Here is a 24,551-nt window from a genome sequence, read left to right as displayed (position 1 = left end):
AACAACCATGATAAAACTAAAGAGGAACAAACTAATCTATTATCTCTGCATCGTTTTGCTGATAGGCACTGCCTGTAACCAGAATGGCAAGAAATCTGAGCAGAAACAGATCATTCTAAGTTCTCACCCGGAGGAGGGGGAGCCCTATAGCTGGCTAATGAAAAGAGCCGGAGAAGTGAACGCTTCAGGTGCTGATATTTCCAGCTCTGGTTTCAATACGGACGGATGGATGCCGGCTGTGATTCCGGGAACAGCGCTAACCAGCCTGGTGAATGACGGAAAATTTCCGGATCCGTATTTCGGTCAGAACAACATGCGGGTGAATAAAATCATTCCGGATATTGCCGACGTTGGTCGTGATTTCTATCATTTTTGGTATCGCACATCATTCACGATACCCGAAAGTATGGATGGAAAGCGAATCTGGATGCAGTTTGACGGAATAAATTACATCGCACATATTTATCTGAATGGACAGGCGCTGGGAGATATGAAAGGAATGTTTCTGCAAAAGAAATTCGACATTACAGAACTGGCGAAAGTGGGGCAAGAAAATGTGCTGGCCGTTTCGGTAGAGCCGGTTGAATACCCCGGAACAACCCAATCGAAATCCAAGGAACATGTGGCTGCGAATGAAAACAGAAACGGTGGCGATGGAGAAATTGGCAAGAATGTAACGATGTTGATGACCGCTGGCTGGGATTTTACGTTTCACGATGGTATCAGGGATCGGAACACCGGCATTTGGCGGGATGTCAAAGTGTTCGGTTCCGGAGATGTTCAGCTGGAAAATCCTTTTGTGAAGAGCGAATTGCCAATTCCAGAGCTTTGTCCAGCCAGGGAAACAGTTTCATTCCAGCTTGTCAATAGTTCGCACAAGGAAACAGAGGCGGTAATCGAGGCACACATTGAGGATACATCAATTCACATTACGAAGAAAATAAAGTTGAATCCGGGAGAAAAGCGGGAGATTATTTTAAGCCCGGATGAATATGCCGAGTTGGTCATTGATGATCCGCAGCTTTGGTGGCCGGTCAACAAGGGGGAGCAACATTTGTACACGCTGAACTTAAAAGTAAAGGTAGATGGGAAAATATCGGATGAGCTTTCGCAACGATTCGGTATTCGAGACATTCGCTCTGATCGCAATACCCCTGATGGGTCCCGGATTTTCTATGTGAACGGTAAACGTCTGTTTATCCACGGTTCCAATTGGATTCCGGAAGCCATGTTAAAAACATCGAAAGACCGGATGTATGCGGAACTTCGTTATACCCGTCAAGCCGGCATCAATCTTTTACGTTTGTGGGGCGGGGGTATTAGTGAGTCCGATTACTTTTTTGATTTATGCGATGAACTGGGAATTTTGGTGTGGCATGAGTTCTGGATGACTGGTGATACCAAGCCTCCGGTGGACACAACCTTGTATTATAACAACGTACGGTCAACCATTAAGCGTATTCGGAATCATCCTAGTTTAGCCTACTATGTTTCTTCGAATGAGCAGGATAATATCATCGACATTGAACCGATTTTAACTCACCTGGACGGTACCCGTGGTTACCAGGTCCAGTCGGAATGTTGTGGTGTACACGATGGAAGTCCGTACAAGTATGAGAACCCGATGCAGTATTATGACAACACGGCCTCAGATCGCGGAAGCCGGATTGATGGCTTCTGCCCCGAATACGGAACGGCATGTACCCCGGTCATAGAATCACTGCGCAAAATGATGCCCAAACAAGATTTGTGGCCCATCAACGAGGAAACCTGGGATTACCTGGATGGGAACGGTTTTCACAATATGACAACGAAATACCGAACGGCAATTGAGCAGTACGGAAAACCGAAAAATATTGAAGATTATGCCGAAAAAGGGCAACTCGTTGGAGCGGTAGCATACCGCAGCATCTGGGAAAACTGGAACTACAACAAGTACGAATATGGCGATAGATTTGCTTCGGGGGTGCTGTTTTGGTATCACAACAGCCCAGCTCCCCAGGTTTGTTCGCGCATGTGGGACTGGTATCTCGAACCGACTGCAGCCTTGTATTTTAGTCAGGATGCGTTAGAGCCTATTCATGCTCAGTTCGACTTTATTAAGAATACGGTTTCGGTGACCAACGATTTGTACGAGGAATATGGAAATCTGCAAGTGCGTTGTCGGGTCATCAATTCTGATATGACTACTGTTATTGAGGAAGGGGCGCTCTTTGATTTAGGCGAGGACGCCGTCAAAAATGATGTGCTTCAACTGGATTTATCTGATAAACCGCTAACGCCTGTTCATTTCATCAAACTTGAAGTTTACAACAATCTGGATAGCCTTATCTCAGATTCGTTCTATTGGAGGTCGACTGATGAATACAAAGGCCCGTGGACGGTTGGCGGACCTTTGCATGGTGGCTTTGAATCGTTCGCGGATCTTCAACCTACAAAATTAACCTGTACACAGCAATCCCGTGACGAAAACGGACGAAGATATTATACTGTGACCATCCAAAACAATTCAGATCATCTGGCATTTTTCAACCGATTGAAGGTAATGGATACAACAACCGACAATTTGGTCAATCCTGCTTTTTACAGCGATAATTACTTTTCCTTGCTACCCGGTGAAAGTAAGGTAGTTACGATCGACTTTGCTCTGAATGATCTGGAAAACGGGCTTTCTCGCGTTGAGTTGGAAGGTTTTAATACAGACCCGGTGGTCGTAACTGAAGATCGATGAGTGAATGGAGTTCGAATTCTGATTGTCTGGAAACAAATTGTATTCGAGCCTTTCTGACCAACGATAGCAAAAACTCGGATAGTCTAATTCTGAAGAAGGACGCTAGCGTGAGTAAAACCAACTAAACAATAATGATGGAAAAATTAAAACCAAGTAAGATATCCTTTGCAGTTTTTTGGGTGCTATTGTTTGTCACGTGTTGTCAGCCGGTGCAGGCAAAAGTTAAAATGCCAAGCTTGTTTGCTGATGGCATGGTTCTTCAGCGAGATGCCGAAATCCCAGTTTGGGGTTGGGCTTCTCCGGGAGAGGAGCTTAGCGTTTTCTTTCATGAGCGGATGTATCGTACACAAGCAGATTCCGCCGGGAATTGGAAGATTTTGATGCAGCAGGAAAAAGCTGGAGGACCCTTCTCCATGGATGTACAGGGAGAAAGCAGTCGCCATGTTATTGATGATATATATGTTGGCGATGTTTGGTTGTGTTCGGGACAGTCGAATATGGAATTTTGGATGGACCGGATTAAAAGCAAGTATGCAGATGAAATTGCCAATTCCGAGAATCCTAATATCCGTCAGTTTAAAGTGGAAAAAGACTACGATTTTCAGTCTCCGCATACAGATGTGAATTCTGAAGGATGGAAAAAAGCCACTCCTTCCAATGTATTTGGATTTTCAGCAGTTGCCTGGTTTTTTGCTAAGTCGTTATACGAAAAATATGAAGTGCCAATTGGCTTAATTCTATCTAGCTGGGGTGGAACCCCGGTTGAAGCCTGGATGAGTCGAGATGCTTTAGCTGATTTTCCTAGTCACCTGGCAACTGCTGAAAAATGGATGGATGATAGCTTATTGTCAGAAACGATCAGGAAGGACCAGCAAGTCCGAGATCGTTGGTATGCCGAATCTGTTGAAAAAGATCAGGGACTTGCTGATAAGAATTTGCCATGGTATAGCCAGCAAGTTGAATTCAAGAACTGGACTAAACAGAATTTTCCAGGTTATTGGGAGAAAGCTGACGAAGACTTTAGTGGAGTTATTTGGTTGAAAAAAGAATTCGAATTGTCGACTGATCAGTCCTCCCAAAGTGCCTTTTTATCGCTGGGCTGCATTGTCGGAATCAACGAATGTTACTTGAATGGGGTGAAAATTGGGACAACCTATGGTCATTATGTGCCATCGGAGTACCAGGTTCCGCAAGGATTGTTGCAGGCTGGTCGAAATATCATTACCCTGCGAATAACTGATAATGGACGAAGAGGAGGGTTAATTCCAGACAAACCTTATTACATGGCAATTGATGGCGATACGCTCACCATGGCAGGAGAGTGGCTTGAAAAGATAGGCACCAGTTTGCCTTCACTTGCATGGGGAACTGATTTCTCGGATGTTCCAACAGGTTTGTACAATGCGATGATTGCGCCTTTGTTACCATATCGTATCAAAGGAACGATTTGGTACCAGGGAGAGTCAAATTCAGGGAATGCTGAAGAGTATCGTACAACATTTCCAACAATGATTCAAGATTGGCGCAAAAAGTGGGGGCAGGGTGATTTCCCGTTTTTGTTTGTTCAATTGGCTAGCTATCTCGCCACAAAAGATCAACCCGAACAAAGCAATTGGGCAGAACTGCGCGAAGCCCAGGCCATGACTCTTGCGCTTCCGAATACAGGTATGGCTTGTGCGATCGACATCGGAGAGTGGAATGACGTACATCCAAAAAACAAAAAGGATGTTGGCAAACGTTTGGCTTTGGCTGCACAAAAAGTGGCGTATGGGGAGACAGAGCTTGTTGCCAGCGGACCGCAATTTCAATCGATGGAAATTAAAGGCAAACGTGTGCTTTTGAATTTCAATTTGTTTGGTAGCCAACTTGTTTGTTCGGGAAAAGAACTGAATGGATTTGCGATAGCCGGAAAGGATGGCCAGTTCAAGCGGGCTAAAGCGGAAATTAAAGGAAGCCAGGTTGTGGTTTGGAATGATGAGATAAAAAATCCGGTCGCTGTGCGCTATGCCTGGGCCGACAATCCAGATACCGCCAATCTTTTTAACCCAGAAGGGCTACCCGCCATTCCGTTTCGGACAGATAAATAGAGGTAATGATAATTCTCAAAATTAGCTGGAGTTTAGCCAGAAGTATCATAGTTTGGTACAACGTTTAGCGGTGCCCGGCTGATTAACGAATAGAAATTATAGGTGAATAAACACTAACACTGAATATAGAATACTTTGGGGTAATTAGGATTTTAAAATTTATCGTACTTCTGCTTGATACATAATATTCGAATCTTTTGTTGAATCGTGTTTTATTTTGTCGACATGCATTATCATAAATTTAAACGACTATTTTTGGGGTTAATCGACTAAACAAAACTAACGGTGAAGCATCTTGAACTCGGAACAGACAAGGAATTGGTAATTGCATTAAGCAATAGTTCTACTGATGCTTTCAAATATTTGTTTGATCGGTACAGCCAGAAATTGTATCACTTTGTCCTTTCCTACCTCAAGTCACCGAGCGAGTCGGAGGAAATTATTCAAGAGGTGTTCATAAAAATTTGGGAAAACCGCGGCAAGCTTGATAGCGAGAAGTCTTTCAAATCATATCTGTTTACGATTGCATTCAACGGGATCAAACGGCACTTCAACAAGAAAATGCAAGAGGAAAAATACAAGCATGATCTGATTGAATGGATAAGTGATGACAGACCGGACGTGGAGGTTAAAGTTGAATTTGAAAAATTGATTGAAAAGCTGGATAGGCTGATTGCTGATTTCCCGGAGAAGCGACGAGTTATTTTTATCCAACGTAAGAAAGAAGGAAAATCAATCAACGAGATCGCTGAATTATTGGCCATTTCTCCTAAAACAGTAAAAAATCATATCACTGAAGGCATGAACTCACTTCGGAAGTCTTTTGAGGAAGAAGATCTTTCAGCACTCCTTTTTTATGTTTTATTTATTTCCTGAAAAAAATATCAATTTGGACTAGGACTTTTTTTGTTTGCCTGATATTACTGATGAACCCCGAGTAAAAATCAGTATGAAAGACAAAATAGATCCGGGAATTATTCAACGGTACAAATCTGGGAGACACACTTTCCTCGATATAAAAAAGCTGACCAGATGGTTTCGCGACGAAAAGTATGCCGACGGCTTGAAGATTGCTGTTGAGGAAGATTGGAATGCATTTCGTCTGGATGAAAATGCGGAACCAGCTGATTTAAGTTCTGCTTATCGTTTTATTCAGCAGAAGATTGGAACCCCGGTACGAATAATCAGTCGGAAACGTCGTGTTCTGAATTTCTACTATAGGGCAGCGGCTGTCTTGTTGATACCTCTGTTGGTCTACTTCGCTTATAGCCTTGCACATAAACAGACCGGGAATAACTCCGAGCAATGGGTTGAGGTTGTATCGCCCTATGGATTACGCACCAATTTTGAATTGCCTGATGGAACGCGGGTTTGCCTGAATAGCGGCACCCACCTGAAATACAATACAGATTTTGCGAAGAAGCGTACCCTCTCAATTGAAGGACAAGCCTATTTCGACGTCATTCACAATCCCAAAATTCCTTTTGTTGTTCACACCGAAGTGTTTGATGTTACCGTATTGGGAACAAAATTCTCGGTTTCGTCTTTTGACTCCGACAACCAGGTAGACGTGGTTTTGGAAAAAGGCAAGGTGCAATTGGATGGAGTAAATCATTCGTTTACAAAGGTCATGAAGCCAGATGAACGTTTTACATTCAACAAGCAGGAGAGCGAGGGGAAGATAGAGCAAGTAGATGCCGGTTACCTCACTTCCTGGAAAGACGGGGTGCTCGTTTTCCGTAACGAGCCGTTGTCATTGGTGCTAAAGAGGTTGGGGCGTTGGTATAATGTTGATTTCGAGATTACAGACTCCGAACTCATGGACTTTCGTTATCGCGCTACTTTCAAGGATGAACCGTTGGATGAGGTATTGAGTTTGATTTCGTTGACAGCACCAATTACTTATAAAATTGAAAAAAGAGAAATGAATGATCAGGGAAGTTATACCAGTAAAATTGTGAAAATCAGCAAAAAATAATAGACCTAATAAGCAAAATCAGGAAAGTGTTGCGACCACTTTCCTGAGGAGTAATGCTTTCAAAATGGAGTAAACATTTTAGTTAACATCACAAACGTAAATTTATGAAAAAAAATCCAGAACGATGGGTATGGTATCAGCATGCCCTAAAAAAAAGCCTACGCATGATGAAATGGAGCTTATTCTTCTTTTGTCTCGGGATCGTCCAGGTGTTTGCAACGAACAGTTATTCCCAGCAAACCAGGGTTTCTCTCACTTTTGAAAAATCAAAATTGGAAACCGTTTTAAACGAAATCGAAAATCAAACTGACTATTACTTTCTTTATAACCAAGATCAAATCGATGTCAACAGAATTGTAAATATTGAAGTTCGGGATCAGAAAGTAGATGAGATCCTGAAGCAGTTGTTTCAATCTACTGATATCGAGTATTCCATTCATAATCGACAGATTGTTTTAACAAGTAAAAATTCTGACTTTGAGGATGTAAACTCCCAACAATCCTTGGATATTACGGGAAAGGTTACCGATTCATCCGGCAATGATTTGCCTGGAGTAGCTGTAGTTGTAAAAGGTACATCCACCGGAACGATTACCGATTTTAATGGTATTTTCTCCATTTCAAAGGTGCCATCAGGTAGTACACTAGTTTTCACGTTTGTCGGAATGCGAAAGGTTGAGGTATCAGTTGACAATCAGTCGCGGATTGACGTTACGATGGTTGAAGACGCCATTGGCCTGGAAGAAGTTGTTGCGGTTGGATACGGAACGCAAAAGAAAGAAACGTTGACCGGTTCGATTGTGAATGTGGATGGTGAAGAGTTAAAGAAAAGTCCGAACTCAAACGTTTCAGCGTCCTTGCAAGGACGTTTACCAGGTTTAGTTGCCAGCCAGCGCTCCGGAGAACCAGGTCGTGATGATCCGGATATTCTGATTCGCGGCTCCGGTACATTCGGCGATAACTCTCCGCTGGTAATTATTGATGGTGTTCCGCGTGATCAGATGAGTCGCCTGAATCCGGATGATATTGAAAGTGTAACAGTACTGAAAGATGCTTCGGCTGCGATTTATGGTGCGCGAGCTGCCAACGGTGTTATTTTGATCACAACCAAGTCGGGGAAGATCGGAAAACCAACCTTTAATTTTTCATATAACAGCGCTTTCTCGCACCCCACCAAAGTGCCGGATGTTTTGGATGCTGCAACTTTCGCAGAGGTTTACAACGAGGGATATTGGTATCGACAGGGGAGACCAGAGACTGGTTTTACACCTTTCTACTCAGAAGCAGCGATCCAGAAGTACCGCGATGGATCTGATCCAATACTTTATCCCAATACCAATTGGAGTGATGAGGTTTTGAAACCACATTCGCTTCAACAACGCGTCAGTCTTCAGGCTAACGGGGGAACCGAGTCTGTTCGGTATTTGCTCTCGTTTGCTGCGATGGACCAGGATGGACATTACCGGAACAACCCGACCAAGTATACACAATACAATATGCGCGTTAAGGTAGATGTTGAGCTCAACGAGAACCTGACTGTTGGTGCCAACATCAACGCCAACATCAACAAAAAGAATTATGCTTCGGTCGACACGGAAACGAATTTCTACAATATTATCAGAGCCAATCCAACGCTGGTTGCTCGTTACCCCAACGGACTGATCGGGCCTGGACGTTTGGGTGAAAACCCACTTTTGCTCGATCAACGTGGTTTCGATAAATACGAGGATACACCATTGTTCTCAACTTTCACAGCGACTTATAAAGTACCGTTTGTGAAAGGATTGAAAATTGACGCATCGTATAACTATGATTTGAGAAACCAGTTTGAGAAGAAATTCAATTTGCCCTATTCTTATTACGAGTACAATGTAAACACCGGAGAGTACGATAAGGTGCAAGCGACCAAGACTTCAACGGCCGAACTGACGGATACTTACAGTAAATGGACAACGAAAATGTTCAACTACCGAATTACTTATGAAAAGACGATAGATGATCACCAGTTTGCAGTTATGGTTGGTCAGGAACAACAGGAAAATTCGTACTCGTATGCAATGGCCTACCGGAAGAATTTCGTGAGTTCTGCGATTGATCAGATCAATGTTGGTAGTAGCGCCTCTGAAGACAAGGATAATGGAGGTTCTGCTTCAGCAAGTGCTTACAACAACTACTTTGGACGTTTAAACTACAACTACAAGTCGAAATATTTGGCCGAATTCCTCTTCCGTTACGATGGATCTCAAATCTTCCCGGAAGGTGAGCGTTACGGATTCTTCCCTGGAGTATCACTGGGGTGGAGAGTTTCAGAAGAAAACTTCATGAAAGAGAATGTTTCATTCATCAATAACCTGAAGTTGAGATTTTCTCACGGACAAATTGGTAACGACCGGGTAGGGCAGTACCAATACTTGCAGTCCTATTCATTTGGTAATAACTACGTGTTTGGTACAAGTGATGCGGCAGCGATCTACGCGAATACGATGCCGAATCCCAATATTACCTGGGAGGTGAGTAAGAAAACCGATTTTGGTATTGAAGCTTCATTCTGGCAAAATTTGTTAGGCGTGGAATTCACCCTATGGAAAGAAAACCGCTCCAATATTCTGGCTGCCCGAAATCTTTCTATTCCCAATATTTTAGGGTTCTCCGACCTACCTGATGAAAACATTGGCAAAGTCGATAATCATGGTTATGAGTTAATCGTTCGCCACCGGAAAACGTTGGGAGATTTCAATTACCGTGTTGAAGGCAACGTTTCATTCGCCCGAAGTAAAATTGTTTATATGGACGAAACGCCTCAATCTGAAGAATACCAAAATAAAACAGGTTTGCCAATTGGCGCTGAATTGTATTATAAGGCCGACGGTATTTTTAACACGCAGGCAGAATTGGATGCCTATCCGCATGTGACAGGTACTCAACTGGGTGACATTAAAGTATTGGATTTGAATGATGATGGTGTGATTGATTCGAACGACCAATATCGTTTTGATAAAACGGCAACACCGGAAATTGTATTTGGTCTGACCATCGGTATGGACTACAAAAATTTTGATTTGACCATGTTCTTCCAAGGACAAACCAATGCCTACAACTACGACGGAACTTTTTCAGGACTGGGCGGATCGGCATTTGACAATGCCTATGTTGAACGCGCTCAAGACCGCTGGACGGTTGACAATCCGAATGGTAGCATGCCCCGTGCTGATGCCTATTCACCGGGAAGTACAACCTTCTTTTTGTACGATGCGACTTTTGTGAGATTGAAAAACCTGGAGCTTGGTTATACGTTACCAGCGAGTCTTGGGGCAAAAATCGGATTGGACGATATTCGAATATACGCCAACGGTTTAAACCTGCTTACCTGGGCGAAGGATATTAAATGGTCCGACCCCGAGTTGAACGGCAGTTCGCTGTATTATCCACAGCTACGCGTTATCAATTTAGGTGTTAATGTGAAATTTTAAAACGGATGAAAATGAAAAAGATATTTATATTATTTGCCACTGTATTGTTCCTTGCATCGTGTAGTGACGATATCCTGGACATTTCGCCCAAAGACAGGATTGCTGAAGATGCAGTGTGGGCAGACGAGGACCTGATAAAAGCCTATCATACTGAGTTGTATAACGTGATTCCTCATGGATTTAACGTGCAAATGCAGTCCAAAGCAACCGACGAAGTCTATGCCACTATGTCCTGGGGGCCGGGTACCATTGCACAAGGAACTTTAACTCCCGACAATGTAAACGACTTCTTTGCGACCTGGGGAGGAGGCTGTAACCTCTATGTATGGGACAATGCTTACGAATACATCCGGAAGATCAATGTTTTCATGGATCAGATGGCTGCTTCCGAAATCGATTTTGAGGATAAGGCCATGCTTATTGCCGAGGCTAGATTTTTGAGAGCCTATGCTTATTTTATGCTGATCGTTCGCTTCGACGCTGTTCCAATTGTAGATGACGTGTATGAGTTGACCAGTGAGTTCAACTTCTCGCGCAATACGATGGATGAATGTGTTCAGTACATCGAAGATGATTTGTCGGCTGCTATTCCAGATTTGCCGGAACATTATTCTGCCAGCGATTCCAACTTTGGTCGGGCAACACAGGACGTATGTCAGGCACTCTTGTCTCGGTTATATTTGTACATGGCTTCTCCATTGTTTAATCCATCCAACGACCAGCAAAAATGGCAAAAAGCAGCGGATGCCGCGGCTGCACTGCTGAATGGTAACTATTCGTTGTTCTCTGATTATACAACACTCTTCAATCAACCCAGTGGATCGGCAAACAGTGAACTCATTTTTGCCCGTAACTTCAGCACAACCAATTCACATTCGGTAGCGATGAATAACCTCGGACGTCGCTGGGGTGCCTACGGCGGTTGGTGGGCCAGTAATGGTCCGTCTCAAAACCTGGTTGACGATTACGATATGTTGAACGGTGAGCCTGCGTTTGTGGAGGTTGACGGAGTAAAAACAGTGAATACAGCTTCCGGTTACGATCCTCAAGATCCGTACACCGATCGCGATCCGCGTTTCGATGCGACAATTATACACGACGGTACGCTTTATCATGGTGCAGTTCACGAAATGTGGGTGGCATCAGATGGCAATTCATGGGGCTACGATTCGTACAAGCAGAGTAGTGATAATCCGCGAGGAAACTATATTCTGAAGAAGTTTATGCCAGGTGATGACATAGAAATTAGCTGGCAAACTCCGTATACAAACCCGTGGATTATTTTCCGTCTTGGTGAAATCTACCTGAATTATGCTGAAGCCATGTTTGAGCTCGGACATGAAGATGTTTGTCGCGAGTATATGTCGATGGTGAGAGCCAGAGTTGGTATGCCTGAGATTCCGGAATCAGTAACCGGCGAAGACCTTAGAACCCGACTTTACAAGGAACGACGGGTGGAGCTTGCTTTCGAAGAGCATCGCTATTTCGATGTTCGTCGGTGGAATGTTGCACTGGACACCGAGAACGATCCGATTTATGGGATGGATATCATCAAGGATGTGGACACCGGTGAGAAAAGCTACAGTCCGGTACTTTTACTGGAACGTCACTTTTACGAAAAAATGTACTTCCTTCCGGTTGGTACCGACGAGATTAAAAAGAATAACGGAAGTTTGGAACAAACTACAGGTTGGTAGACGAAAATAATTTGATTGAAAACGAAAGGCTGCTCAATATCTGTTGGGCGGCCTTTTAATAAAAGAAGTTCATCATGAAAATCAACAAGGTATTTCTGTTATTGGTAGCTACTGTTTTTTCATTTGTTGCAAACGCACAATTTTTGGAGGGAACGAACATCCCTGCTGACACCACCTATAATTTAGCCCGCGTTTACCGCCAAACGATCGACGCGTATCCCTACATCATTCCGGTAGAGGATAGTGTCCCTAAGGGTGTTGTTGCGGAAAGAAATATAGTCTACACAACATTGCCGGATACTCGTTTTGGAGATCGGGATCTTCACCTGGACCTGTTTCGACCGGAGTCTCCCGGGAAATACCCGGCTTTGATAATGGTACATGGTGGTGGTTGGCGTGCTGGTAATAAGTCGTTGCAGGTACCGATGGCCGAGATGATTGCTGAAAAAGGTTATGTGACCATCGCTGTTGAATATCAACTCTCCCTCGAAGCAAAATACCCGGCAGCAGTTCATAACATCAAGGCAGCTATTCGCTGGATGCGGGCACATGCTGAAGAATACAGCATCGATCCGGATAGAATTGCTATTTCCGGGTGTTCGGCAGGAGGGCATCTGGCTGCATTGGTTGGAATGACGAATGGGATAGAACGTTTCGAAGGCGAAATGGGAAATAACGGTTATTCCAGCGATGTTCAGGCGATTGTTGATATTGACGGAGTGATCAATTTCATGGCGCCAAAATCATTGAATTTGGAGCGAAGTTCAGACTCTCCGGATATTGAATGGTTGGGCGGTTCATTTGTAGAAGTGCCGGGCATTTGGAGAGAGGCATCTTCCGGCTATTGGGTCAATGAGAATTCGGTTCCAATCCTTTTTCTGACCAGTGGGTTCCCGCGTTTCACGGCAGGAAAGGACGAGTTAATCGGCACCTATCAGGAATTTGGGATTTACCATGAAGCGTATCAATTTAAAGTAGACGTGCATCCATTTTGGTTATTTCATCCTTGGGCCGATATGGCCGTGAATTATATGGTTGATTTTTTGAATAAAACGCTGAAGTAAATCAAAGTAGTAATAGATTGATTTGACTGATGGTGCTTTGAGCTGTGTGGAGAACGATCCCTTCAAAATTTACTCGGGCTCACGCCATATCCTTCCTTGAAGCTTTTTCGGAAGTGGGATACACTTTGAAAGCCGACCTCTGTGCTCACTTCCGAAATTGTTTTGGTACCGTTTTGCAGGAGCGTGGCTGCTTTTTGAAGCCGGTATTTTCGGATAAATTCACCGGGTCCTTCGCCATGGAGTTTTTTCATTTTTCGATAGAATGTAACCCGGCTCATGTTGAGAAGATCAGCGAGAATATCTGCATTGAAATCAGGGTTCCCGAAGTTGCTTTCCAGCAATAGCAAAATCTTTTCCATGAACTGTTTGTCGCTCGGATTTAATCCTGTTTTTTGAGCAGTGCTAAATTGGTCGATGTTCTTCCGGATTTCGATTCGGGTGTTTAAAATGCTCCGTATTTTCGATAAAAGCACATTCGGGTTGAACGGTTTCTCGACGTAGTCGTCCACATTAAGCTGGTAGCCTTCTATTTTACTGGTTTCATCCGTTTTGGCACTGAGAATGATGATCGGGATGAAGCGTGTATTGGTATCTGCTTTGAGTGTTTTCGAAAGCGTCATTCCGTCCATAACGGGCATCATCAGGTCGGTTAGAATCAGGTCAGGAATACCGTCGCGGATTAATTTCAATGCTTCTTTTCCGTTCGGGGCCGTTTTTATTTTGTAATGACTTCCGATCAGAGAAATCAGGTAATCCAAGAGTTCCGGATTGTCTTCGACGATCAGAATTTCTTCGCTGTTTTGAGGCAATTGATTCGTTTTGACTCGCGGTGTGCGAATGATCTCATGTACCAAAGTTTTAGTCTCCGATTTTTGGAATTCAGACTCGTCAAAGTGGGATTTTCCCAATTTGAAATTCAGTGAAAAGGTCGTTCCAACCGTTTCCTTGCTGGTACATTCAATCGATCCTTTTTGCAGTTCAATCAGAGCGTTCACCAGCGCTAAACCAACGCCATGCCCTTCGGTTTGTGTCGAAACTTTATCACTTCTGTAAAATCGCTTAAAAATATTCTGCCGCTCAGTCTCGGATATTCCGCAGCCATTGTCAGTCACTTTAATTATCAATTCACCGCCACTTTTGGAAAAGCTTACGAACACTGATCCTCCCTCATCCGTGTATTTTATCGCATTCGACAACAGGTTGTAGATAATTTTGTCGGTCTTGTCTTTATCCAGCCATACAAAAATCTTTTCCTGAGGATTCAATAATTCGATGTCGATGTTTTTTCGAAGAGCCAGCTCTTTAAAAGAGTTGACGATCTCTTTGACAAAACTCACAATGTCGAAATTAGAGACTTCCAGTTTCAGTTCACCCTGGTCGTATTTGCGAAGGTCGATAAACTGATTGACCAACCGAAATAAGCGGTCTGAACTTCGCTTGATATTTCCCAACAAAAACTGGTTGACTCCTTGCTCGCGAAGACTTTCAATATTACCCATGATGATGGTCAGCGGCGTCCGGAATTCGTGCGAAATGTTCGTGTAGAATTTCAGCTTGGCTTGATCGGCTTCGTGCAGTTGATTACTCAATTCGACCATTTTTTCTTTCTGAGCAATGATTTTATTCTTTTGCTCCGCGATGGCGCTTGTCTGTTCCTTGACTTGTGTTTCCAGCTGCAGGTTCCACTTTTTGATGGTGTAAATACGAAACTTGAATGCAATGATTAGAATTGCAACGAGAATTGTCGCCAACAGGAATTTGAACCACATCGTCAGGTAGAAAGGGGGAACAATCGCAATAGCCAGTTCTTTGGCGGCACTCCAGTTTTGTTTGTCGCGACTGGCAGCAACTTCAAACGTATAATCTCCCGGGGCAAGGTTTGCGAAAACGGCCCGATTTTCATTTCTAGAGGTCAAAATCCAGTTTGATGACAGTCCTTTGAGTCGATAACGGAAATACGTGTCGTCGGGAAAATTGAACGGAAAGGCATCAAAATTCAGGGAAAAGCTGTTTGTGCTGTAGCTCATCCGAATCCGGTCGAGGTATGGAAGCGATTTCGGCAAAATTTGTTGATTGTCGACTGTTTGCCCGACTTCTACTTTTTGGTTGTTGATATACAACTCATTGATGATGACCTGAGGGTAAGCAGGTGAGTTATCTATTTCTTCGGGATTAAAACTGATGAAGCCGTCATAGCCTCCAAAATAAATCGTGCCCTTTTCATCTTTAAAAAAGGCGTCGTCCATAAAAAGATCCTCCGGCAGAAAGCTTTCGATGTAATGATCTGCTAACCTCAGACGGCTGACTCCGCGGTTTGTGCTCATCCATAAATACCCCGAATCATCGATGATGCTGTACACAAGATTGTTTGATAGACCATCTGTCTCAAAAAAACTGGCGATAACATTTTCATTGTTCAGGTCGAAAGCCATGAGCCCGTTGTTGCTACCAATCCAAAGCATATTGTCGATTAATTCAAGCGCATAAAGTTTGTTGTCGGTCAAACCGGCATTTTCGTGCGTGAAATATTGGAGGACGCCATCGGGTGTTAGTTTGCACAAGCCGCGGTTGTCGGCAATGAACCAGTAATTGGAGCTGACGTCCCGCACCAGGCACCGAATGGACTCGGGGATGTAGTTTGATGGCATTGGTACACGTTGAAATGTGCGATCTTTCAGATCAAATATTCCAACTCCCTGTGGGCTGGTGAGTGTGATTTTTCCCGGTGTAAATTCCTTGATGAAATAACATTGCGACTGCCAGTTCCAGTTGGCAAAAATTGCTTTATAACTTCCCGGCAGCGAAATCGACTCAATTCTGTCCGTTCTTTCATTGTAAATGCATAAGCCCCTGCTGCTGCCAATCCACAAGTTTCCTTCTGAATCTTCATACAGCGACCGAATATTTTCCAATGGTGTCACCACTCCTTTGGGGAAATGAATTTCATCATATAGCACTTGTTTGTTTCCCGCCTGGATTTTAACAAGTCCTAGTCGGTCAAATCCCGTCCAGGTGTCGCCGTTTGTGGTTTCGCAGATCGCACGCACCGGATCAATCTCCTGGTCAGATTTTGACAAAACAGAGATTTGGTGATGGCTGAAAAGGTTCTTTCTTCGATCGTACAGATTTACCCCATATTTCGATGTTCCAATCCATAGGTTTCCATTTTGATCAAACACGAGATTACTCGCATCTTTCCCATGAAAAGAATAATTGTTGAAGGCGTCGTAGGTGAAGCGGGAAGCGGATGTCACCCGATTCTTTTCAACAGTTACCAACACAAGACCGTCGCTAAGTCCGAGCCAGATTTCATTGTTGTATCCTGCCACCGAATAAATGGCATTTGATTGCAAAATTTGATCCAGTTGCTTGTTCGATTTCAACGGTGAGATGCTCCGAGTATTCATATTTAGCAAGCGCAATGAATCGGAGTAGACCACACAAATTGAATCGTTGAAAATCCGCGACAACATTCTTACGGGAGAACTCGAAATTAATTCGCCTTGCCAATCACTTCCGGTAAGGAAGAGGCCTCCGCTTCCCCAATACATTAAATTTTCTTTTCCGGTGTATTCAACTCTTCCGTTTGAAAAGGGAGTCTCCACCACCTTCGTTTGGTTTTGAGTTTCATCGTATCTGAAGAGGGACGCGTTATCGGTAAACCACAACACTGAATCGGATACAGAAACCATACTTGTCAGTTCAGCGATGTTGGAGGGATAAAAGCAGCTGTCACCAAACAGTTCAAATTTTTCCTGGCGAGCGTTGTATCGGTTCAAACCTTTGCTGCGAATGTGTACCCAGATGTTGCCGTTTGGGCAAGCCGAAAGTTTGTTGATGAAATTCCCTTTTAACGTGTTACTCTGAGAGGGGAACGAACGGTAGGTTTCAAATTTATTGCCGTCAAACCGGGTTATTCCCTCCAGGGTTCCGATCCAGACATAGCCGGTGGAATCAACAAGTAGACTGTAAATATTATTTTGAGAAAGTCCTTTCCGCGTGTCAAAATGATCGAAACGGATGTGCTGGGCCAATAAACTTTGGGTGTTTAACGCCCAGAGCAAAAGACAGAGCACAAGCACAAAAAGTCTTGGGCAACGATTGGTTTGTCGGTTTAGGTTCATGTAGGTATGTTATTCAGTAAAAATAAGATATTGAAATAATATCACCTAAAAATGAAATAAAAACGTCTCCTGCATTTCACCCGTTGACCCTATTTTTGAAATAGCTAACGCTAAATCAACAAACTAAACACATATTAAAACTGATCACTTATGAAAAGGAAAATGTTTCTTTTAAGTCTCATTTGCATTTTTTCTTTTGCCGTGAACGCACAGGAGGCAGGATGGCAAGAATTGTTTAACGGAAAAGATCTTTCCGGTTGGGAGCAAATCAACGGTAAAGCCAAATACGAGGTTTCCAATGGTGAGATTATTGGCACCACCGTGTTTGGCAGCCCAAATTCCTTTTTAAAAACCGATAAAACTTATGGTGATTTTATACTGGAGCTTGACCTCCTGGTCGACGATCAGATGAACTCAGGTATTCAGATTCGAAGCTTGAGTACAAACAGTTATCAAAGCGGTCGGGTACACGGTTACCAGTGCGAGGTGGATCCGTCAGCCAGAGCATGGAGTGGTGGTATTTACGATGAAGCCCGAAGAGGTTGGCTTTATTCGCTTGAGCAAAATCCGGAAGGAAGGAAAGCTTTTCGAAATGGCGAATGGAACCATTATCGGATTGAAGCCATTGGAAACTCAATCCGTACCTGGTTGAATGGAGTTCCATGCGCCGATTTGGTTGATGACATGACTCCTGAAGGTTTTATTGCACTTCAGGTGCACAGCATTGAAGAGAAGGACTTGGAAGGCACGCAAATCCGATGGAAAAATATTCGCATCAAAACTGAAGATCTTCAGGCAAGCCCTTGGACGGACATTCCGGTCGTTAATATGATTCCAAATTATTTGTCGCCGCAGGAAGCTGCGCAAGGTTGGGTGTTGCTTTTCAATGGAGAGAATACGGATGGCTGGCGTGGTGCCGGGAAAGAAAGCTTCCCGAGCCGGGGCTGGCATGTTGAAAACGGAGAGCTGGTTGTGGAGGCGGCTGACGGCGCCGAATCGGGAAATGGTGGTGATATTGTGACGCTGGATGAATATTCCACCTTCGAATTTCAACTGGACTTCAATATTACCAAAGGCGCTAACAGCGGCATTAAATATTACATCACTGAAAAGTACGGTTCCGATCAGTCGGCAATTGGTTTGGAATACCAGATTTTGGACGATGACCGGCATCCCGATGCCAAGTTGGGAAGTGATGGTAACCGGACAGTTGCGTCGCTGTACGATTTGATTCCGGCGCACAAGAATAAGATCGTCAACAAACCGGGCGAATGGAACCATGCGCGGATTGTGGTTTCCGGGGTACGTCACGAGGAGTGGCTGAAAGGCAACAATATTATTTCGGATGATTTTGTGGGAGCTCATGTGGAGCATTGGCTGAACAGCCGCAAAGTACTGACATACGAAAGGGGAACTCAGGCCTTTTATGCGTTGGTTGCACGCAGTAAATATGCTGTTTGGGAAGGATTCGGTTCGTGGCAGTCGGGACATCTTTTGCTGCAGGATCACGGTAACGAAGTCCATTTTCGAAGTATAAAAATCAGAAAACTAAACCAATAAACCTGAAACAATGAATTCAAGCAGAAGAGATTTTTTACGTAAAGCGGCAGTCGGGGTGGCCGGAGTTGCAGTCGGAGGATCTGCGGTTGGTATGTCGGCAAAAAGCTATTCGCGCATTATCGGGGCAAATGATCGTATTTCGGTGGCTTTTATGGGCTGTGGACGGCGTGTTGGAGCCTATTATGATGCGGTAAAAAACAGACATAACAACGTAGATCTGGCTTATATCTGTGATGTAATGAAGTCACAGCGCGAACGCGTTGCGCAAGACCTGAACCGAAAAGTATCCGGTCATGCGGTGCTAACCAGCGATATCAGGGAAGTGTTGGCCGATAAAAAAGTTGATGTGATTTTCAATGCGACACCCGACCACTGGCATGCGCCCGGAGCCTGGATGGCTATGGAAGCCGGAAAGCATGTGTACCTGGAAAAACCCTGCAGCCATAGTCCTGAAGAGGGGGAGTTGCTCGTCGCTTTTCAGAAAAAGTTCGATCGCATTGTTCAGATGGGAAATCAACAACGCTCATCACCAGAAACTATTGAAATCATCAACGATATTCACAAGGGGGTAATTGGAGATGTTTACCGGGCAGTTGCCTTTTACTCGAACACACGGGGCCGGGTTCCAGTGCCAACGCCAGCACCTGTCCCCGATGGCTTGGACTGGGAATTGTGGCAGGGACCCGCTCCGCGTGAGGATTATCGCCACGATACATGGGACTACAATTGGCATTGGTATGGCTGGAAATGGGGAACAGCCGAAACCGGGAATAATGCCACGCATGAGCTGGATATTGCACGCTGGGCGCTGCAGGTTGATTATCCGGAATATGTTGAGGTGCAGGCAGCCAAAAGGCATTTTCTCGACGATGGCTGGGAAATGTATGACACGATGGACGCGAGTTTTCGTTTCCCCGGTAACAAAATCATCGTGTGGGACGGCAAGAGTCGCAACGGCTACAAAACCTATGGAACTGATCGGGGAACCATTATTTACGGAAGCGAAGGCTCGGTTTATGTTGACCGCAACGGGTATAAATTATTCGACAGGGGCGGAAAGCAAGTTCGGGATAGTAAGTCTGCTACTGTTGAGGCAGGAACCGCGTTGGGCGGAGGCGGTGACATGACCGACACACATATCGTGAATTTTTTCGATGTCATTCGGGGGAAAGCCAGTCAGCTGAATTCGCCGATTGATATGGGAGCCAAAAGTCAAATGCTGACGCATTACGCAAACATTGCTTCGCGAATCGGAAAATCGTTTGACGTGGATACCGAAACCGGTCGGATTTTCGATCGCGAGGCTATGAAACTGTGGAGTCGTACATACGAACCCGGTTGGGAGCCACGCCTATAAACGCTCAATCTTTACCTGGTTTTTAAGTTGAAATTCAAATTGAATAAAAAACGGAAAAATTGATTTCATCAATGTCGAAATTTACCCATCAGTCTATTGCGGGAATGAACTCGGTTCTCGACCTGGTTTTGATTGAAGTTTCGGAAACAATTGCGACTGAGATTTGCCGGACTGTGAAACAAGATGTGTTTAGGCTTGAAAAGCTGTTGAGCCGATTTGATCGGGAAGGGGAGACTTTTGCTGTTAATCAAACGGCTCAACACCGCTGGACGAGCGTGAGTGACGAGTTGTGGGATATCTTGCAGGAGTGTGAACGTTTCAAGGAGCAGACCCTGGGATATTTCAATATTGGTTTGGGGCATTTCAAAGGGAAAGCCGGAGCAACATTGAAGTCTCTAACAGGCGAAGAACTAGGTTACATGAAGCCGCAAATTGAATATGATCACAACGGTAGGAGTATTCGCTTTGCAAACCGTTTCACATCGCTCGATTTTGGAGCAATAGGGAAAGGATTTCTGCTTAAAAAGCTAAAATCAACTTTGGCCGATTTTGGCGTTGCAAACTGTTTTGTCAGTTTTGGGGGAAGTTCCATTCTCACAAAAGGAAAACATCCTTCCGGAAATGCCTGGCCGGTTTCCTTCCGGAATGGCAAGGGAAATCAACAGGTATTTCATTTAAACGATCATACTGTGTCGATCAGCGGAGCCCGACAGGGAAAGCAGCAGTGCTACCATATCGTCAATCCGAATACCTTAAAGTTTGAAATCAGAAGCCGGCTCGCCGTAGTTCAGGACGAGTGTCCTGTCCGGGCAGAGGTTTTGTCGACGGCTTTGGTAGCTGCCAACAAGAGCGAATTCGAAGAGATTACCAGTCAATTCAAACCACAAAAAATCAATGTTTTTAACCAACCAACAGCTAACGAAGGAAGACGAATTTATGAACACGAAAACTAGAATAGAGAGAAGCAGACGCGAGTTCTTGAAAGATTTGGCCATGGGCGGATCTGCCATGTTTTTGTTGTCGGCTCCCTGGTTGAAGTCGTTTGCAGACGATAAACCGGTTTCCAAAAGCGTGTCCGATCAGCTCAGTATCGCCGTGATTGGAACAGGATCGAGAGGAACGCTTTTGTTGGATTTTTTGCTGCGAATTCGCGAAACCGCAAATATCCGGGTCGTCGCGATTTGCGATAATTATCAACCAAACCTGGACGTCGCGCAGGGCTTATGTCAGAAAAATATGTGTGAGGTGACGACTTACACCGATTACCGGAAATTAATCGATCGGGAGAAGTTGGATGGTGTTGTTATTGCAACTCCGCTGACCGAACACGCTCATATTGCCGTCGATTGCTTGTCGGCCGGGATTCACACCTTCTGCGAAAAAGCAATGGCTCGCACGCCGGATGACGTTAAACGCATGTACGATTCACACAAGGCAAGTGGCAAAATTTTGCAAATCGGTCACCAGCGCATGTTCAACCCAATTTACCTGGAAGGTATGAGACGCATACAGGAAGGGGATATCGGCCAGGTAACGCAGATGCGTGCTTATTGGCATCGCAATAACAACTGGCGCCGACCACTACCCGACAATAATTTCGATTTGGAACGACAAATCAACTGGCGCTTGTACAAGGAACTTTCTGTTGGCCTGCTGACGGAATTGATGACCCACCAGTTGCAGGTTGCCTTGTGGGTGACGGGTAAAGTTCCTGTCAGTGTGATCGGAACCGGGAGCAATGTGTTCTGGAAAGATAGTCGGACGGTTCCCGACAGCGTTTCGCTGACTTATACTTTCCCCGACGGCGTTCAATTTGTGTACGATTCCATGACCAGCAACAAAAAATATGGTTTGGAGGAGCAAATACTGGGAAGCAAAGGAACGATTGAGTTCGAGTCTAACCGAGTCTACACTGAAGTCATTCCGCCAGCGCCCGGAATACGCCAATTGATCAACAATTTGGAGCGTGATCTATTCGACAGTATTCCTGTTGGAGGAGAGTCGTGGCTGCCGGAAAGAGCGGTAGAATATAAGGGAGCCGAGTTGATGGAGGCAGATTTTTATGAGGATAGCCAGATGCAGTTTGAGGCCTTCGCGAGCTTTATTCGCCAGGGCGAAATTCCGCGAAGGATGGTTGCCGAAGCGTATTACACCAGCTTGTGGACGTTGCTTGGTGAGAGCGCGATTGATGAAGGGCGAAAGATAATCATGCCCGATCAGTATCAAATCTAAGTTCGTTCGATTAAAAGCTTTTAAAATGAAAAAAATACAGATCAGGCCTTTGCGCCATTTAATTGTTCTGGTTGCACTTTTTGTGTTCTTTAATTTGCTGAACGCATGGAGCATTGTTCACTACAAAACAGCATGGAGCGAATTAACAAGTGAGATGGGATTTGTCCTGCTGTTGACTTCCGGAGCCTTTTTGATTTACATTGTTATTGGGCTGATTGTCTCGCTTGTTATTGGTTCGAAGCGTTAAACGATAACTTCCAGTTTATCAACACAGAACGTGTCCGGGGGACCGGATAGTTCACGACACAAGAACATTCGTGATACAGTTGGGTTTTAATTAAATCAATGTCGTGGTTTGAAGACAGAAACCGGGTTGAGTTACATTTTTTGTCAAGTCGAGAGGGAAACGGACAGTTAATTCTGTCGTTCACATTTCGATTTTGGGCCGGTTGAATAGCCCTAAATTTGCAATCTATTATATCTTTGTTTGCGTTTCAATACCTGAACGACTGGTTCGAAATTAAATACACCAAATAATAAATAAAATCAGATATTATGTTGCCAACTGTTAATCCAACTACCACGAAAGCCTGGGGAGCGTTGGAAGCCTATTTTGCCGAGTTCAACGGCACACAAATCAAAGATCTTTTTGCAAAAGACGAGAAACGTTTTGAAAAGTATTCACTGCAATTTGAAGAGATTTTACTCGATTTCTCAAAAAATATTGTCGACGATAAGGTTCGCTCACTTTTGGTGCAGCTTGCCGAAGAATGTGGCTTGAAATCAGCCATTGAAAGCGAATTTTCAGGTGAAAAAATTAATCAAACTGAAGATCGTTCGGTTTTGCACGTTGCCCTGCGTAACCGCAGCAACACACCAATTTTAGTTGACGGCAAGGATGTAATGCCTGAAGTAAATGAAGTGCTCGACCAAATGAAAGCTTTCTCTGAAAGTATCATTTCCGGAGAATGGAAAGGTTACAGCGGCAAATCAATTACCGACATTGTGAACATTGGTATCGGTGGTTCTGACCTTGGGCCGCTGATGGTGACTGAAGCGTTAAAGCCGTACAAAAAAGAAAATATCAGCCTGCATTTTGTATCGAATGTTGACGGTACGCACATTGCGGAAACCTTGAAAAAGGTAAATCCGGAAACAACGCTGTTTATCGTTGCTTCGAAAACATTTACGACTCAGGAAACAATGACCAACGCTAATTCGGCTAAATCTTGGTTCCTGGAAGCCGCAAAAGACGAAAGTGCCGTTGCCAAACATTTCGTGGCTCTTTCAACTAACGCCGGAGCTGTTTCAGCCTTCGGTATCGACACCAAAAACATGTTCCGTTTCTGGGACTGGGTTGGTGGTCGTTATTCCTTGTGGTCGGCTATTGGTTTGTCAATTGCCTGCGCGATTGGTTTTGAAAACTACGTGGCTTTGCTCGAAGGAGCGCATGCCATGGACAACCACTTCAAATCAGCTGATTTCGACGAAAACCTGCCGGTAATTTTAGCCTTGATCGGTGTTTGGTACAACAATTTCTACGGAGCCGAAACCGAAGCTATTTTGCCTTACGACCAGTACATGCACCGTTTCTCTGCCTATTTCCAACAGGGAAATATGGAAAGTAACGGTAAATATGTAGACAGAAGCGGTAAAAAAGTGACTTACCAAACCGGCCCGATTATTTGGGGTGAACCGGGAACAAATGGTCAGCACGCATTTTACCAGCTGATTCACCAGGGAACCAAATTGATTCCTTGCGATTTCATGGCACCGGCAATCAGCCACAATCCGTTGAGCGATCACCATCCGAAACTGTTGGCGAACTTCTTCGCACAAACAGAAGCTTTGATGGTAGGAAAAACACCAGCGCAGGTTGAGGCAGAATTGAATGCTGCCGGAAAATCGGCCGATGAGATCGCAGCATTGCTTCCTTTCAAAGTGTTTGAAGGAAATATTCCGACCAACTCGATTCTGTTCAAAAAACTGACTCCGTTTACATTGGGCGCGTTAATCGCTATGTACGAGCACAAGATTTTTGTACAGGGTATCATTTGGAATATCTTTAGCTTCGACCAATGGGGCGTTGAATTGGGTAAGCAATTGGCCAATCAAATTTTGCCTGAGTTGGGTGGCGACGAAAAAGTAACTGCACACGATGGCTCAACAAATGGTTTAATCAACGCTTACAAAGCAATGCGCTAAGAAGATTGAAATTCACCGAAATTCAATAGAATCAAACAAAAAAAAC

Annotated in this window: 14 protein-coding genes; 13 read left to right on the top strand and 1 reads right to left on the bottom strand. The window is 44.3% G+C overall.

Translation table 11 applies throughout. From position 1 onward, the window contains the following. Positions 1–7: 7 nt before the first annotated feature. From BC643_RS03320 to BC643_RS03290, 7 genes are all read left to right on the top strand, one after another. Positions 8–2,731: a glycoside hydrolase family 2 protein gene (locus BC643_RS03320; RefSeq protein WP_120271745.1), complete on the top strand. Its 2,724-nt coding sequence runs from the start codon at positions 8–10 to the stop codon at positions 2,729–2,731. Positions 2,732–2,958: 227 nt separating this feature from the next. Then, positions 2,959–4,818 carry a sialate O-acetylesterase gene (locus tag BC643_RS03315; RefSeq protein WP_211337969.1) on the top strand — a complete coding sequence of 620 codons (1,860 nt, stop codon included), beginning with the start codon at positions 2,959–2,961 and terminating at the stop codon, positions 4,816–4,818. Between the two features lie 285 nt (positions 4,819–5,103). Then, positions 5,104–5,694, top strand: coding sequence for an RNA polymerase sigma factor (locus BC643_RS03310; protein ID WP_120271744.1), 591 nt, complete (start codon positions 5,104–5,106; stop codon positions 5,692–5,694). A 73-nt stretch (positions 5,695–5,767) separates the two neighbouring features. Further along, a complete protein-coding gene (locus BC643_RS03305) occupies positions 5,768–6,796 on the top strand; it encodes a FecR family protein (protein ID WP_147377122.1) in 1,029 nt (342 codons plus the stop codon). A gap of 104 nt (positions 6,797–6,900) precedes the next feature. Next, the gene (locus BC643_RS03300; protein ID WP_170154438.1) at positions 6,901–10,266 is read left to right on the top strand and encodes a TonB-dependent receptor; all 3,366 of its coding nucleotides are present in this window, start codon (positions 6,901–6,903) and stop codon (positions 10,264–10,266) included. 11 nt (positions 10,267–10,277) lie between these two features. Next, positions 10,278–11,963: a RagB/SusD family nutrient uptake outer membrane protein gene (locus tag BC643_RS03295; protein WP_120274126.1), complete on the top strand. Its 1,686-nt coding sequence runs from the start codon at positions 10,278–10,280 to the stop codon at positions 11,961–11,963. A gap of 74 nt (positions 11,964–12,037) precedes the next feature. Next, positions 12,038–13,027 (top strand): alpha/beta hydrolase, encoded by a 990-nt coding sequence (locus BC643_RS03290; RefSeq protein ID WP_245994854.1) that lies wholly within the window; start codon positions 12,038–12,040, stop codon positions 13,025–13,027. A gap of 62 nt (positions 13,028–13,089) precedes the next feature. Here the strand turns inward: BC643_RS03290 and BC643_RS03285 are convergent, their stop codons facing one another. After that, on the bottom strand, positions 13,090–17,151 hold the full coding sequence (locus tag BC643_RS03285) for a hybrid sensor histidine kinase/response regulator transcription factor (RefSeq protein ID WP_120271742.1): 4,062 nt from the start codon (positions 17,149–17,151) through the stop codon (positions 13,090–13,092). A 150-nt stretch (positions 17,152–17,301) separates the two neighbouring features. Here BC643_RS03285 and BC643_RS03280 point away from each other — a divergent pair, with 150 nt between their 5' ends. The 6 genes from BC643_RS03280 to pgi all read left to right on the top strand — a co-directional run bounded on the left by BC643_RS03280 (position 17,302) and on the right by pgi (position 24,505). Further along, positions 17,302–18,711, top strand: a complete 1,410-nt coding sequence (locus BC643_RS03280; protein WP_120271741.1) for a 3-keto-disaccharide hydrolase — start codon at positions 17,302–17,304, stop codon at positions 18,709–18,711. A 10-nt stretch (positions 18,712–18,721) separates the two neighbouring features. Beyond that, a complete protein-coding gene (locus BC643_RS03275) occupies positions 18,722–20,068 on the top strand; it encodes a Gfo/Idh/MocA family protein (protein WP_120271740.1) in 1,347 nt (448 codons plus the stop codon). Positions 20,069–20,139: 71 nt separating this feature from the next. Further along, positions 20,140–21,021 carry an FAD:protein FMN transferase gene (locus BC643_RS03270; protein ID WP_120271739.1) on the top strand — a complete coding sequence of 294 codons (882 nt, stop codon included), beginning with the start codon at positions 20,140–20,142 and terminating at the stop codon, positions 21,019–21,021. Continuing rightward, on the top strand, positions 20,963–22,300 hold the full coding sequence (locus BC643_RS03265) for a Gfo/Idh/MocA family protein (RefSeq protein WP_245994852.1): 1,338 nt from the start codon (positions 20,963–20,965) through the stop codon (positions 22,298–22,300). The genes BC643_RS03270 and BC643_RS03265 overlap by 59 nt, the downstream gene beginning before the upstream one ends. A gap of 25 nt (positions 22,301–22,325) precedes the next feature. Then, positions 22,326–22,547, top strand: a complete 222-nt coding sequence (locus BC643_RS03260) for a hypothetical protein (protein WP_120271737.1) — start codon at positions 22,326–22,328, stop codon at positions 22,545–22,547. Between the two features lie 308 nt (positions 22,548–22,855). Then, the gene (pgi, locus tag BC643_RS03255; protein ID WP_120271736.1) at positions 22,856–24,505 is read left to right on the top strand and encodes a glucose-6-phosphate isomerase; all 1,650 of its coding nucleotides are present in this window, start codon (positions 22,856–22,858) and stop codon (positions 24,503–24,505) included. Positions 24,506–24,551 lie beyond the last annotated feature (46 nt).

This window comes from Mangrovibacterium diazotrophicum (genome assembly GCF_003610535.1).
GTDB classification, from domain to species: Bacteria; Bacteroidota; Bacteroidia; order Bacteroidales; family Prolixibacteraceae; genus Mangrovibacterium; species Mangrovibacterium diazotrophicum.
The sequence above is the reverse complement of the archived record's forward strand: the minus strand, read 5'-3'. Positions and strand labels throughout refer to the sequence as shown.